Genomic DNA, 13681 nt, shown 5'->3' with positions numbered 1-13681 from the left:
GTAGCGGGCAAATCGAAGGCCGGTCTGGCTCTAATGGTCATGCGCATCTGGCGCTATGGGCAACGCAATCTGGCCTGCACACTGGACTCATTCGCTTCCCGTGGCCGGCCAGCGTTTGCGCTGCTGCTGTGATTTGTCTGCAGCAACGATGCAGCAAGCCGCGACCAGCTGGACGGCCGGGTGAGCAACACGGACATCGAGTTCAAATACTTTCGGAGCTGGAAAACATGACCACCAATACGGATCTTCACAAGCGTCGCATGGCGGCACTTCCGCGCGGGCTGGCTACGGCCATGCCGGTCTTTGTCAGCAAGGCAGGCATCGAGAGCGAAGGTCTTGTAGACCGCGCCTTGAAAATTGGTCTTGAGGTTCGCGCCCGGCGCGACGACCTGCGTCCGATTGGCAATATACGCGGCAAGGGCTCCATGCTGGCGCTTGATCTGCTGGAGTCCCGTAACAGCAGCAAGGGTGATCCTGCAGCTACGCAGGCTGTGTTGCAGCGCGCCCACTCTCTGGGGCTGATCCTGTTGAGCCCCCGCCGCGGCACTCCGGCAGGCCATGTCCGGTACGGTGCTTGTATACAACACGGTTCATGGTGATCCGTGCACGCTCTGGATTCTTGCCGATGGCCGGATGCGAGGTGTGGCTGGTCAGGCTGACGATGACTCTGATCGCGGCCGATGGTGGGGGAAGGGGCGCTGGTATCGTCAGTGGCAGCGCTGGGCTTATGCAGAAGCCTATGGTTTATGGGTGGTCATTGATGGCGACCAGTTGCGCTGGTATGACGATCAGGTTTGCTGGCCGATACGGCTGTGATCAGTCGCAGTTGCGCGGTTGATTGAAACCCGGCTCACTCTACGAGAAAAAAGGACGGCAAGCTTTATAACACTACTCCAGTCATTGATCCGGACGGTAACCTCATCGCGCGTTACCGCAAGGTCTTGGCGCTGCTCAGGCCGTTGGGACATGCTGACAAGATGAGGGCAGCCTGTGCGTCCTGGCCAGGAAAGTCGGAGCCGAGCGAAACCTGGGTTTATCACTCCTCGGACACCTGCCTGCTGTGCCCCGTTTCGCGGGCAAGCGACTGCAAGATTGCGCTTGGTCCGGTTCGATAAAACCGAACGCCTGGAAGAATGTTCCCAATCCGGAGCACTTTCCCCGAGCGGTCCGATGCCGTCTATAGAGAACGAGTCATGCCGCCGTGCTGCATCTTCTATTGTGACGATGGAACGCGAGTTCTTGTTCTTCAGGCCATGCAGGAGAGCGGCAGCGTTGCCCATACATGCCTGGCGGCAGCGATTGTTATTGGCTCGGCAGATCCAGTCGTCGCTCGGCGACCCTTTCAGTCGCGCAGCTTGCTCTCTCTGACGCGGTGCTCCTCACCGGTATTGATATCGAAGTCGTCTCGCTCCATCGGAGGTTCGGTCGTGGTGAGGTCGCCGGAAGCCCAGGCGGTCTTGAGCGCTTTGCTCTCCGAGGCGAACCCCTTGATCAGGGCGAACATCATCACGAAGACCATGAGGAAGATGGGTAGCCCGATCACGGTGATTACCGCCTGCAGTGCCGTCAGTGCCTCAGCGCCTCCCAGCCAGATCAGCGCGGCGGCCAGGATGCCCTCGGAGGCGCCCCAGAAAACCCGCTGGCGCGTCGGACCCGCATCCGCGTCACCGGCGCAGAGCATGTCGACGACCAGCGAGGCAGAGTCGGAGGAGGTGGCGAAGAACAGCGCGGCGATGACTACGGCCAGTCCCTGGGTGAGGGTCGCGGCGGGGAAGTTCTCGAAGAACGCGAACATCGCCAGCGGTACGCTTTCGTTGACTGCAGCCGCGAGCGCGCCGCCGTCGCCGCCGATGCCGTCGATGCGCATGGCCGACCAGCCGAAGATGGCGAACCACACGAGGGTGAAGGCCGAGGGTGCCGCCAGCACGCCCGCGATGAACTGCCGGACGGTGCGGCCCTTGGAGATGCGGGCGAGGAATACGCCCATGAAGGGCGACCAGGTGACCGTCCAGGTCCAGTAAAAAACGGTCCATTGACCCTGCCAGCCCCATCCGTCGGGGCTGGTGTAGGGTGCCATCGAATCATTCCAGAACATCAGACCGGGCAGGCGGGAGGCATAGATGCCGACCGTCTCGACGATGCTGCGCAGCAGAAAGACGGTCTCCCCGAAGAACAGCACGAACAGCATCAGTCCGATGGCCATGAGGATGTTGATGTCGGATAGCCGTTTCACGCCCTTGTCCAGGCCGACGACGATCGAGCATACGGCCGTGATTGTCAGCACGGTGATGATGACAAGGCGCAGGCCGGTGTTGTCGGTCAGGCCAGTGAGCTCGCTCAACCCGGCCGACACCTGCTGGGTGCCCAGGCCGAGGGAAACGGCCAGGCCGAACAGCGTCCCCAGCACGGCGAAGATGTCGATGGTCTTGCCGATGGGGCCGTAGATCCGGTCCTCGAGGAAAGGGTAGAACACCGAGCTGACGCGCATCGGCAGATCGTAGCGGTAGATGAAGTAGCCGAACGCCAGGCCCGGGAGGGTGAAGATCGCCCAGGTGTGCAGGCCCAGGTGATAGATCGCGAAGCCCATCGCGTCGTTGGCCGCCTCCACGCTGTAGGGCTCCACCCCCGACAGCGGCGGGTTCGAGAAGTGGGACATCGGCTCGGCCACCCCCCAGAACATCAGGACCGTGCCGATGCCGCCGGCGAACAGCATCGCGAACCACGACATGTTGCTGTACTCCGGCCGGGCGTCGGCTCCGCCCAGGCGCAGGCTGCCGTATTTGCTCGCGGCAGCGCCGACCAGGAAGATCAGCCAGATCGACACCCCGACGATGAAGAACCAGCCCAGGTTGGTCACCACCCAGGCCCTGGCGGCGGCAAAGCTGGCGCCGATCGGACCGGGGAAGATCAGCAGCAGGATCAGGAACAGCACCATCAGCCCGGCGGACCAGAAGAAGATATCGGGGCTGGTGCGCAGCTTCAGTCGTTTGGCCAGACGGTCCAACATGCGAACTCCCTCATGTCGTGGCGGATCAGGAGTCACAGCACCCACCCCGCATGCGCGCAGTTTAAACGCCCTGTTTCCGCAAGTCCAAGAGCATTCCCGGGGATGAACGGCCCGCGACTGTGCCGCGAACGCTTCCGCTCGAGCAAGCTGCAGTGATGCTCAGGTCGGCTCGTGGTTGTGCAATTGTCGATGCGTGCGCAATAGAAACCAGACGCCGATCAGAGCGACCGGGTACTGAACCAGAAAGGCGATGCGGAAGTGGCCCAGAGAGTACAGCGCCTGCGCGCCGGTGGTGCCGGCAGCCAGCTGCTGCCAGTCGAGCATCAACCCGATCATCAGGATCAGGGCCACGGCCGGGACAAAGCCGCCCATGTTGACGATGCCGTTGGCCGAACCCAGGCTTTCGGGCCGATTGCCTGACAGCGCGTGGTCGAAGCCGAGCACGCCGCTGGGAATGGTCACGCCCATGGCGATGAGCAGCACGATCAGAAGCCAGAAGGGCGGCTGGCCGGGCCAGGCGAGCAGCAGCGTCCAGATCAGCCCGTAGCCGCTGACGACGCTCAGGATCAGACGGTTGCGGGCGGTCGGGAAGCGGGCGGAAAAAAGGCCGAGCAGCGGGCCGGCCACGGCGCCGGTGACCACCACGATGACCAGCAGGTAGGCGGCCAGGTCGGGCCCGTGCCCAAGACCATAGACCATGAAGGGATAGCCCCACATCAGCATGAACATGAAGCCCGAGGCCTGCGCCGTCCAGGTGGTCCAGAAGCCCAGCCGGGTGCCGGGTTCGGAAATGGCCTGGCCCAGCAGCGCCAGCGCGCGCTCGGGCGGGCGGTTCGAGCGCGTCAACGCGCCCTGGGGCGTGCCGGCGGGAATGCCGATGATCAGCACGATCAGGGCAATCACCGAACAGGACGCCGCGCTCAGGAAAGCGGTGGTCCAGCCCGACTGGTTGAGCAGCCAGGCGAACGGCACCGCGGAAAGAATCTGACCGATCTGGCCCAGGCTGCCGATCCACTGGAACAGCGACGACAGGATGGATCCTGAAAACCACGCCGCCGTGAGCCGCACCAGCGAGGCAAATATCATGGCATCACCGGCGCCTACGAGAATGCGCCCGCACACCGCCAGCACGATGTCGGGGGCAAAGCCGACCAGGGCCTGGCCGACGAGCATGATGGCGGTGCCGCCGATCAGCAGCCGGCGCGAGCCGATGCGGTCGATCAGAATGCCGACGGGAATCTGCATGACGGCATAGATGGCCAGCTGCAGCACGCCCAGCGACGAGAGCAGTGCGGCGTCGACCTCGAAGCGATCGGTGGCGGCTACCCCGGCCACACCTAGAGTGGTGCGCTGCATGACGGCAACGATGTAGGCAAACACCCCGACCGCATAGACTACCCAGGCGCGCAGCGACTGCCCGCCCGACGGGATGGCGTCGCTGGCGGAGGTCGTGTTCCTGTGATTGCCCTCAGGCGGTGTTTGCCCGGTCGATCCGGGAATGGTTGATTTGCCCACAGCTCTGCCGCCGATTGTTTGAAAAGTTCGAAAACGAAAGCAGCCAATGGTACGTGGAAAAGGCCGGCCTGGCGCTATCATTGAGCGACATCTTTGACCCAGTGGCGCGGCAAGCCCCGTCTCTTCAGGGCGGGGAAGGATAGCGCCCGCGTTCTCAGGCTTTGAGAAAACCTTGATATAGACTGCCTCCATGCAGCGACTTCAGGCCTTCAAATACGAGCTACGCCCCAACGGCGAACAGGAGCAGCAAATGCGCCGCTTCGCCGGGTCGTGCCGGTTCGTCTACAACCGGGCGTTGGCGCTTCAGAAGGAGCGCTACCAGGCCAGGGGGAAGAAGCTCGGCTACACCGGTCTGTGCAAAGAGCTCACCGCCTGGCGGAATAGCGCGGAAACACCCTGGCTGATGAATGCACCCGTCCACCCCTTGCAGCAGGCCCTCAAAGACCTCGAGCGCGCCTACACCAACTTCTTCGCCGGCCGGGCCCGCTTTCCGCGATTCCGGAAAAAGGGTCGCGGTGAGCGCTTCCGTTATCCCGACCCGAAGCAGATCAAGCTCGATCAGGGCAACAGCCGCGTCTTCCTGCCCAAGCTCGGCTGGCTGCGCTATCGCAACAGCCGGGACCTACTGGGCGAGCTGCGCAATGTCACCGTCAGTCAGTCCGGTGGCCGCTGGTTTATCTCGATCCAGACCGAACGTGAGGTCGAGCGGCCCATTCCGCACGGCGGGGCGATCGGCATCGACATGGGAATTGCCCGCTTCGCCACGCTGTCGGACGGCACGTTTTACGCACCACTCAACAGTCTCAAGCGGCACGAGACTGCATTGCGCAAAGCGCAGCGAGCGATGAGCCGTAAAAGCAAATTCAGCAACAACTGGAAGAAGGCAAAAGCCCGTGTCCAGCGTATCCATGCCCGCATCGGCAATGCCCGCCGCGACTACCTGCACAAAGCCACGACCACGATCAGCCAAAACCACGCGATGGTGTGTATCGAGGACTTGCAGGTGCGGAATATGTCCAAGTCGGCGGCCTCCAGCACCGAGCAGCCGGGCAAGAGCGTTCGGGCCAAGTCCGGCCTGAACAGGTCCATCCTCGATCAGGGCTGGTTCGAGTTCCGCCGCCAACTGGGCTACAAGCTGGCGTGGAACGGCGGCTGGCTCATCGCCGTACCGCCGCACAACACCAGCCGGACCTGCCCGGCGTGTGGCCACGTCTCGGCCGACAACCGCCGGACGCAAGAGCGGTTCGCCTGCGTCGAATGCGGCTTCGAGGGCCATGCCGATGAGGTCGCGGCCGTCAATGTTCTCAGGGCAGGACATGCCCGTTGCGCCTGTGAAGTGAGCGATGCACCAATGTCGCCAGCAGCAGGAACCCACCGAAGCGACTCAGGCAAGGCTCAATGCCGCGCCTGAGCGCCGTAGGAATCTCCGGCATTCATGCCGGGGAGGATGTCAAGCATCAGGGAGAGCAAGCATGTCAAGCAGACCACTGCGTTGGTTGTCGTTGATCCTGGCCGGCCTGATCGTGGCTGCCTGTGCGGCCCAGCCGCAGCCCGATAGCACCTCTTCCGACGAGCTCACCATGGGCCAGCGCCTGGAAGGCCTGCTGTTCTGGAGCCAGCAGCAGCGCGACGAGCGCTTCCGGAAGATGCACGAGATCTTTCCCAGCCACCGCGTGGCCAGCGGCGATCGTGTGCATGAACTGCCGGCGGGACAGGCGCTGACGCCGCGCTGGCAAGACGACACCTCCGTGACCGATTACATGGCGGCCAACCACATCGCCGGCGTGATGGTGCTCGTCGATGGCCGGATTCATCTGGAGGAATACGCCCCCGGCGTCGACGAGAGCACGCTGTGGACCTCGTTTTCGGTGGCCAAGTCGATTACCTCGCTGCTGCTGGGCGTCGCGCTCGACGAGGGCCACGTCGACAGCCTGGACGATCCGCTGGCCGACTATATTCCCGCGCTCGCCGACAGCGAATACGCCCAGGTCACGGTGCGCGAGCTGCTGACCATGACCTCCGGCGTCCGATGGGACGAGGACTATGCCGATGCCGACTCCGACGTGGCGCAGATGTACATGCAGCCCTGCGAGCGCGACGAGGCTCATATCGTCACCTACATGAAGGATCTGCCGCGCACCCGGCCGGCCGGCACCCGCTTCAACTACAGCACCGGCGAGACCGACCTGCTCGGCATCCTGATCGAGCAGGCCACGGGGATGTCACTGGCCGAGTATCTCTCCGGCAGCGTCTGGCGGCCTTTCGGCATGGCGCACGAGGCCTGGTGGCTGGCCGACGAATGCGACGGCAGCACCATCGGCGGCAGCGGCCTGTCGGCCACGCTTTCCGACTACGCCCGGCTGGGGCAGTTCATGCTCGATGGCGCCGAGCTCAACGGCGAACCGGTCGTCGCCGGGGCCTGGCACGATGACGCCACCCGCCTGCTCCAGCCCGTTGACGAGTCCGGCGACGACGGCGATCAGGGCTACGGCTATTTGTGGTGGATCAACGCCGACGGCAGCTATCAGGCCGCCGGCATCTTCGGCCAGTTGGTGCATATTGACCCCGCGCGCCAGCTGGTCATCGCCCAGATCGCTGCCTGGCCGGAGGCCGGAAGCGATGCGCTGGTCGCCGAACGCCGCCGCTTTGTCCAGGCCGTCAAGCGATCAGTCGACGAACACGCTGCCGTGTTCGTCGATGAGTGGCAGGATGATTAGTAGCCCGCTAAGGCGCGATCTTCTTTTTCAGTGCCCGCTGCATTCTCGGCGACAGGTTGGGCAGCGAGCGCAGCAGCCAGGGGAGAATCCGGCGCTTGGTGCCGCCCAGGGACTCGGGCACGATGGCTTCTATCAGGTGCGGTCCGGGCTCGGCCAGGGCGTGCTCCAGGGCCTGACAGAATTCCTCGGACGTCTTCGCGCGCCGTCCCGGCACGCCCATCCCTTCGGCCAGGTGGACGAAGTTCAGATCCGCACCCGTCAGCTCGAGCTGCGAGCGCGCCTTGGGGCCGCCGGCGGTATCGCTGCCCACGCGCTGCAGCTCCATGTTGAGCACCGAATAGGCGGCGTTGTTGAAGATGATGACCGTAACGTTCAGCTCCTCTCGCGCCATCGTCCACAGCGCCTGGATGGTGTACATGGCCGTGCCTTCGCCGATCAGCGCGATCACGGGTCGCTCGGGGCAGGCGATGGCCGCACCCGTGGCGCTGGGCAGGCCCTGGCCGATGGCGCCGCCGGTCAGCGCCAGCAGGTCGTGGCGCGGCGCGCCGGCCGTCATGGCCGGCAGCATCAGGCCGGAGGTAATGGCCTCGTCGACGATGATGGCGTTCTCGGGCATGAGCTCGCCGACGGCCTTGCAGACTTTCGGCGCGGTCAGCTTGCCGCGCGGGCGGCCGGGGCGGGCCAGCGGCTGCAGTTCGGGTTCCTCGTCTTCGGCCTCGAGCGCGCGGGCCAGTTTTTTCAGGCTGGCGGCGGCGTCCTGGTCGGGCTTGGCCAGGGTATGCACGCTGCAGCCCTCGGGCACCAGATCGCTGGGCTTGCCGGGATAGGCGAAGAACGACACCGGCGATTTGGCGTCGACCAGGATCAGGTGCTCGACCTCGCCGAGCTGCACGCCGACCAGCTCGCCCAGATAGGCGATGCGGTCGATCGGCGGCAGGCCGGCGCCGCGCTCCATGCGCGTGGGAAAGCATTCGGCGAACAGCTGCACGCCGTGCTTTCTGGCCACGCGCGCGGCGTCCATGATCGGGCCTTCGCGCAGGGCCCGTCCGCCAAGCAGGATGGCGCAGCGCTTGCCGCTTTTTACCAGATCGGCGATGGCCTCGACGGTTGCATCATCGGCGGCCTGCACTTCGGGCTCGCTCGGCGGCGGGCTCGGCTGCCCGCCTTCGCCCCAGGACACGTCGGCCGGCAGGATCAGCGTGGCAACCCGCCCGGGCGGGCCCTTGGCCGCGGCAATGGCGTCGACGGCGTCGCGGCACAGCTCGGCGGTAGTTTTCGATGTGCGCACGAATTCCGGCGAGACGTTGCGCGCCACCGTTTCGATATCGGACTGGAGCTGGGCGTCGTACTGGGTGTGCCAGGTGGCGTGATCGCCGACGATGTTGACCACCGGCGTCTTGCCTTTGCGCGCGTTGTGCAGATTGGCCAGGCCGTTGCCCAGGCCCGAGCCCAGATGCAGCAGGGTGGCGGCCGGCTTGCCGCTCATGCGCGCGTAGCCGTCGGCCGCGCCGGTGGCCACGCCCTCGAACAGGGCAAGCACGGCGCGCATGCGCGGCTCGCTGTCGAGCGCGGCGACAAAATGCATTTCGCTGGTGCCGGGGTTGGAGAAGCAGACTTCGACGCCGGCATCGGCCAGGGTCCGGATCAGGGCTTGTGCACCGTTGGTCATGGATCTTCCTTGCAGGTCAATTGTTTTCCGGCAGGCGGTCGAGCTGCTGCCGGCCGATTTCGCTCACGCTGTTCGTGCCGGTGAGCGTCATGGTCAGCATGAGTTCATGCTGGAGTGTCGCGAGCAGATTTTCCACGCCGCGCTGTCCCTGCGCCGCCAGCGCCCACATCCACGCCCGGCCGATGAGAGCGCCGTGCGCGCCCAGGGCCAGGGCCTTGAAGATGTCGACACCGCTGCGGATGCCGCCGTCGACCAACACGGTGGTGTCTTCGCCCGCCGCCGCGGCAATCGCCGGCAGCTTGTCGGCGGTGGCGGCCGCCGAGTCGAGCTGGCGGCCGCCGTGGTTGGACACGACGATGCCGTCGGCCCCGGCCTCGACCGCGCGGCGCGCGTCATCGACCTCCATGATGCCCTTGAGGATCAGCGTGCCGTCCCATCGCTCGCGCAGCCAGGCGATGTCGTCCCAGGTCACGCCCGGGTCGAACTGGCCATCGACCCAGGCCTTGAAGGCGTCGAGATCGCGGGCATCGGGCACCTGGTCGGTGAGGCAGCCGAAGGTGTGCGGGCGGCCGCGAACGGCCACGTCCCACAGCCAGCGCGGGCGGGCGAGCGCCTGGGCGGCGCGCACCCGCTTTGCCCGTGCGCCGGGCAGGCCCAGGCCGTTGCGGGCGTCGCGGTGGCGCATGCCCGGCAGCGGCAGGTCGACGGTAAAGACCAGGGTCTTGCAGCCGGCCTGACGGGCATTTTCCAGCAGGGCTTCGACCGCGCCGCGATCGCGCAGCATGTAGAGCTGGAACCAGACCGGCTTTTCCACCGCGGCTTGCAGTTCATCAAGCGAGCAGATGCCGACGGTCGAGGCGGTCATGGGCACGCCCGCGGTTTCTGCCGCGCGCGCGGCCTGGACCTCGCCGCGCCGGGCCATCATGCCGGCCAGCCCGGCCGGGGCCAGGGCCAGCGGCATCCGCCAGGGCTGGCCGAACAAGGTTGTTGTGGTGTCGAGGCCGTCGACGTCGACCAATACGCGCTGGCGCAGACGGAGGGCGTCGAGGCCGGCGAGATTGGCGGCCGCCGTCTTCTCTTCGCCAGCGCCGCCGTCGAGGTAGTCGAACAGGAAGCGCGGCAGGCGCTTTTTCGCCAGCCGTCGATAATCCTCGGCCGTGACCGGAAATGCCGGATGTCGGGACATCGGCATGGTGTCAGCCTCCCTCGTCGATGGCGCGCGCGGCGGCGCGGGCGGTCAAGATGCAGCCGGGCAGGAAGGTCCCTTCCAGCGAGCGCTTGCCGCAGGCCCCGCCGCCGCCGAAACCGGCCGCCTCGCCGACGCAGTAAAGGCCGGCGACGGGCTGGTCATTGCGGCCGAGCACCCGGCTGGACAGATCGGTACGCAGCCCGCCCAGGCTCTTGCGCGTGATCAGCTGGGTGTGGACGGCAATGAACGGGCCGGCGGCCTTGTCCTGTAGCGGCGCGGGCTTGCAGGTTCGAAGCCGGTCGGGGCCCCACTGGCGGGCGTGGCGGATGCGGCGGATCTGGTCGTCGTTCTCGAGCCAGCCGCCGGCTGCAAAGTTGGCGTCGAAGGCGTCGGCGGTGGCCTTGAGGACAGCCGGGTCGATAGCGCGCGTGCCGGTCAGTGCGTTCATCTTTTCGGCCAGGCCGGCGAGCGTGTCGTCGACCAGAAAATGCGGGCTTTCGCGCTGCATCTGCTCGATCAGCGCAGCGCTGCCCAGCAGCAGGTCTTTCGTGAAACGCAGAAACTGGCGGTCGCGGATGCGCTGGTTGTGCTCGGCGCCGGAGATGGCGAACTCCTTCATGGCGATACGCCGGTTCATGAGCTGCCAGCTCCAGGGTTGTTCCTGTTCGGCCACGCGTTGACACAGCCAGTGGGTGTCGAAGCCGGTGACCAGCGGTTCGGGCCCGATGCGTTCGCCGCGGTGGTCGAGCCAGAGCGCGGACTTGCACGGAATCAGCGACAGGCCGTGGCCGTCGAACAGCGGCTGCGGGTGGGGAATGCCGGCGGCGTAGTTCCACATCTCACCGGCGCGCACGATCTGGCCGTCTACATTGTCGGCCGCCCAGCGCTGCAGGGCGCCGTCGGAGAAGGGGTGGGCGCCGTTGAGCAGGCGTTTTGGTTGCGGCCGGTCGGCCGGCCAGTGGGCGCGAACCTGCTCGAGGTTGCCGTTGATGCCGCCGGTGGCCAGCACCACGACCGGCGCGGCAATCTGCACTTCTTTTCCGCTGGTCTCGTCGATGGCGAGAGCGCCGCGAATCGTTCCGCCGGCGTGGTCGAGCGCGCTGACACGGTGTTCGTGCAGCAGCTGCAGGCGGTCGTTCCGGCCGGCCTCGTGGAGCGCGGCGCACATTTGCCGCACCAGGTGGCGGGCGGTGCCCCACACGATGTGATAGCGCGGCAGGCTGTTGCCGTCGCCGTGGCGGCCGCGCTCGACCCAGTTGACCGCCGGCATGAACTTGACGCCGTGGGCGAGCAGCCAGTCGTGAACCTGAACGCGGGAGTGCTCGACGTAATGGCGCGCCCAGCGGCAGGCCAGCTCGTCGTCGGGGTCGAGCTCGCCGAAGCGCAGCCAGTCGGCCAGGGCGCGCTCGGGGGTGTCGGGAATCTTCTGGCGCGCTTGCAGCGGCGTGCCGATGAGCGCCATGCCGCCGAAGGCCCACAGCGCCAGCCCGCCGAAATGCTCGGGGCGATGACGGTCGATCAGGATCACCCGCCGGCCAGCGCGCAGACACTCGAGCGCGGTGACGATACCGGCCAGACCGCCGCCGATGACCGCGACGTCGGATTTCAGCGCCGCCATCGGCGACTTCCCCTTGATCGATGCACTGGTCGCTAGTCTCCCCCGTGCCGGCAGGCCTTGGCCCGGGCAATCAGCGCACGGGGGCGCCGCGGATGGCCTCGGCCCACTGGTCCACTTCGTCGCCGCTGCCCAGGTCCGGGTCGATGAGCCCGTTGACCATGAACGTCGGCGAGACGTGAATGCCGTTCTGGCGCGCGTATTTGCTGTGCCATTTGGTGATGGTATCGAGCTTGGGATTGTCGAAGGCGGCCGCCAGGGCGAAGCCGCTGTAGCCCTCGATGCGCTCGATGATTTCATCCGGCGTGGTTGTGCGGTTGGGGCCGGTGGCATGGTTTTCGAACACGAATTCCTCGCGGTGTTGGGCCACCGCCTTGAGCACGTCCCAAGCCCGGTCGCGGCCGTCGGGCAGGGTCGATGCGGCGATCACGCAGCGGGTCACCACTCCAGACCACAGGTGCCAGGGCTGGGACTGCAGCCGCAGCTTGACGGTGACCCGATCCTCACCGACGGCGGCGAGCAGGGGCTCGAGCTTGCCCATGGCCTTGGTCGAGAACGGGCAGGTCGGCTCGACGAAAACCTCGAAGATCGTTGGCCCGCGTCCGAAGTGCAGTGGCGCGGCGTAGCCGTCATTATCACTCATGATTCGGCCTCCGGCAGCATGTTGAATTCATTTCCAGTGTGGCATAAACCGGGCATCGCCGGAGCGCATGGCCGCCGGCGGGGTGAATGCAGCCTGCAGCGGCGCAGGCCATCCTGTAAACTCCCAAGGCATTTATTAAGTAGACGGGCGCCTTGTCATGCCTTTGTTGTGGATCGTCACCCTGCTGTGGGCTTTCAGTTTCTCCCTGATTGGTGTTTATCTCGCCGGAGAGGTCGATGATTTCATTTCGGTTTTCCTGCGCGTGATTCTGGCGCTGGCGGTTTTTGCTCCGCTGCTGATACGGGCGCGGCCGGGATGGCGGGCCGGCGTGTCGCTGATGGTCATCGGCGCGCTGCAGATCGGCGTCATGTACCTGTTTCTTTTTCACGCCTATGGCTATCTGAGGGTGCCGGAGCTGCTGCTGTTCACCATCTTCACGCCGCTGTACGTGACCTTGATCGACGAGCTGCTGCGGGGGCGGCGTCATCTGCCCGGTCGTTTCTGGCTGGCCGCAGCGCTGGCCGTGGGTGGAGCCGGGATCATTCGCTTCGGTGAGATAAGTCCCGACTTTCTGGCGGGCTTCGGTCTGGTGCAGGGGGCCAACCTGTGTTTTGCCGCCGGTCAGGTGGCCTACAGGCGTCTGCAGCTCGGCGATACGGTGTCGCAGATACAGGCTTTCGGGCTGTTCTTTGCCGGGGCGGCCGTGGTTGTCGGGCTGGCCGTGCTGCTGTTTGCCGACCATTCCCGGTGGCCGACCACGAGCATCCAGTGGGGGGTTCTGCTGTGGCTGGGCGCGGGCGCTTCCGCCCTGGGCTATCTGGGCTGGAACCTCGGCGCCAAGCGGGTCAATACGGGCCAGCTGGCGGCAATGAACAACATGCTCATTCCGACCGGCATCCTGGTGAATTTCGTTTTCTGGGACCGTGATATCGACTGGCTGCGGCTGCTTGTGGGTGGGCTGGTGATTGTTCTGGCGGTATGGCTGTCCCGGCCCACTACCGAAAGGGCAAGTGCGTACAATGGGGGCCATGGAAGTGCATCTGAACGGTGAAATCCGGACGTTTTCCGACAACCTGACGGTCAGCGGAGTGCTCGAGGAGCTGGGCCATGACGAGCATGCGGTGCGCGTTGTGCGCAATGATGAACCGGTGCCCGCTTCCCTGTTCGCCGAAGTGACGATCAACGACGGCGACCAAGTCGAGATCGAGGAGAGCGACTCGGGCGCTTGATCCATGGGCGCTTGAAAAGGCGGCCCCGCGCTGGCGAGCGTGGCTGGCTGGTTGGCTAGTTGGCTAGTTGGCTAGTTGGCTAGTTGGCTAGTTGGCT

11 protein-coding genes are annotated in these 13681 nt (G+C 65.6%); 5 read left to right on the top strand and 6 right to left on the bottom strand.

Annotated features, from left to right (window positions below; all coding sequences use genetic code 11):
* Positions 1 to 227 precede the first annotated feature (227 nt).
* Entirely contained in the window at positions 228 to 599 is a 372-nt protein-coding gene (locus ACEWQZ_RS09140; protein WP_476482782.1) for a hypothetical protein, read from the top strand.
* A gap of 743 nt (positions 600 to 1342) precedes the next feature.
* Here ACEWQZ_RS09140 and ACEWQZ_RS09135 read toward each other — a convergent pair.
* Both ACEWQZ_RS09135 and ACEWQZ_RS09130 read right to left on the bottom strand, forming a co-directional pair.
* Positions 1343 to 3007 (bottom strand): BCCT family transporter, encoded by a 1665-nt coding sequence (locus ACEWQZ_RS09135; RefSeq protein WP_476482781.1) that lies wholly within the window; start codon positions 3005 to 3007, stop codon positions 1343 to 1345.
* Between the two features lie 159 nt (positions 3008 to 3166).
* Positions 3167 to 4522 (bottom strand): MFS transporter, encoded by a 1356-nt coding sequence (locus tag ACEWQZ_RS09130; protein WP_476482780.1) that lies wholly within the window; start codon positions 4520 to 4522, stop codon positions 3167 to 3169.
* Positions 4523 to 4712: 190 nt separating this feature from the next.
* On the opposite strand from ACEWQZ_RS09130, the gene ACEWQZ_RS09125 reads away from it, so the two are divergent.
* Positions 4713 to 5933 (top strand): RNA-guided endonuclease InsQ/TnpB family protein, encoded by a 1221-nt coding sequence (locus ACEWQZ_RS09125; RefSeq protein ID WP_476482779.1) that lies wholly within the window; start codon positions 4713 to 4715, stop codon positions 5931 to 5933.
* A gap of 61 nt (positions 5934 to 5994) precedes the next feature.
* Entirely contained in the window at positions 5995 to 7239 is a 1245-nt protein-coding gene (locus ACEWQZ_RS09120) for a serine hydrolase domain-containing protein (RefSeq protein ID WP_476482778.1), read from the top strand.
* 7 nt (positions 7240 to 7246) lie between these two features.
* On the opposite strand, the gene ACEWQZ_RS09115 is transcribed toward ACEWQZ_RS09120, so the two are convergent.
* The 4 genes from ACEWQZ_RS09115 to ACEWQZ_RS09100 form a co-directional block, all read right to left on the bottom strand.
* Positions 7247 to 8908: an acetolactate synthase large subunit gene (locus ACEWQZ_RS09115; RefSeq protein ID WP_476482777.1), complete on the bottom strand. Its 1662-nt coding sequence runs from the start codon at positions 8906 to 8908 to the stop codon at positions 7247 to 7249.
* A gap of 16 nt (positions 8909 to 8924) precedes the next feature.
* On the bottom strand, positions 8925 to 10100 hold the full coding sequence (locus ACEWQZ_RS09110) for an L-lactate dehydrogenase (RefSeq protein ID WP_476482776.1): 1176 nt from the start codon (positions 10098 to 10100) through the stop codon (positions 8925 to 8927).
* Between the two features lie 4 nt (positions 10101 to 10104).
* Entirely contained in the window at positions 10105 to 11715 is a 1611-nt protein-coding gene (locus ACEWQZ_RS09105) for an FAD-dependent oxidoreductase (protein ID WP_476482775.1), read from the bottom strand.
* Positions 11716 to 11785: 70 nt separating this feature from the next.
* Positions 11786 to 12355 carry a DsbA family protein gene (locus ACEWQZ_RS09100; RefSeq protein WP_476482774.1) on the bottom strand — a complete coding sequence of 190 codons (570 nt, stop codon included), beginning with the start codon at positions 12353 to 12355 and terminating at the stop codon, positions 11786 to 11788.
* A gap of 157 nt (positions 12356 to 12512) precedes the next feature.
* Here ACEWQZ_RS09100 and ACEWQZ_RS09095 point away from each other — a divergent pair, with 157 nt between their 5' ends.
* Complete coding sequence (locus ACEWQZ_RS09095; RefSeq protein ID WP_476482773.1) at positions 12513 to 13406, top strand: EamA/DMT transporter family protein; 894 nt, start codon at positions 12513 to 12515, stop codon at positions 13404 to 13406.
* Positions 13384 to 13584 carry a sulfur carrier protein ThiS gene (gene thiS / locus ACEWQZ_RS09090; RefSeq protein WP_476482772.1) on the top strand — a complete coding sequence of 67 codons (201 nt, stop codon included), beginning with the start codon at positions 13384 to 13386 and terminating at the stop codon, positions 13582 to 13584. The genes ACEWQZ_RS09095 and thiS overlap by 23 nt, the downstream gene beginning before the upstream one ends.
* Positions 13585 to 13681: the final 97 nt, after the last annotated feature.

It is taken from the genome of Wenzhouxiangella sp. YN1 (assembly GCF_056324145.1).
Note: the sequence above shows the minus strand (reverse complement) of the source record. Positions and strands in the feature narration are given on the sequence as shown.

What these genes read in the sequence shown, in the direction of transcription:
- ACEWQZ_RS09140 (WP_476482782.1), top strand. Translation starts at nt 228, where the DNA reads ATGACCACCAATACGGATCTTCACAAGCGTCGCATGGCGGCACTTCCG.
- ACEWQZ_RS09135 (WP_476482781.1), bottom strand. Translation starts at nt 3,007, where the DNA reads ATGTTGGACCGTCTGGCCAAACGACTGAAGCTGCGCACCAGCCCCGAT.
- ACEWQZ_RS09125 (WP_476482779.1), top strand. Translation starts at nt 4,713, where the DNA reads ATGCAGCGACTTCAGGCCTTCAAATACGAGCTACGCCCCAACGGCGAA.
- ACEWQZ_RS09120 (WP_476482778.1), top strand. Translation starts at nt 5,995, where the DNA reads ATGTCAAGCAGACCACTGCGTTGGTTGTCGTTGATCCTGGCCGGCCTG.
- ACEWQZ_RS09115 (WP_476482777.1), bottom strand. Translation starts at nt 8,908, where the DNA reads ATGACCAACGGTGCACAAGCCCTGATCCGGACCCTGGCCGATGCCGGC.
- ACEWQZ_RS09110 (WP_476482776.1), bottom strand. Translation starts at nt 10,100, where the DNA reads ATGCCGATGTCCCGACATCCGGCATTTCCGGTCACGGCCGAGGATTAT.
- ACEWQZ_RS09105 (WP_476482775.1), bottom strand. Translation starts at nt 11,715, where the DNA reads ATGGCGGCGCTGAAATCCGACGTCGCGGTCATCGGCGGCGGTCTGGCC.
- ACEWQZ_RS09100 (WP_476482774.1), bottom strand. Translation starts at nt 12,355, where the DNA reads ATGAGTGATAATGACGGCTACGCCGCGCCACTGCACTTCGGACGCGGG.
- ACEWQZ_RS09095 (WP_476482773.1), top strand. Translation starts at nt 12,513, where the DNA reads ATGCCTTTGTTGTGGATCGTCACCCTGCTGTGGGCTTTCAGTTTCTCC.
- thiS (WP_476482772.1), top strand. Translation starts at nt 13,384, where the DNA reads ATGGAAGTGCATCTGAACGGTGAAATCCGGACGTTTTCCGACAACCTG.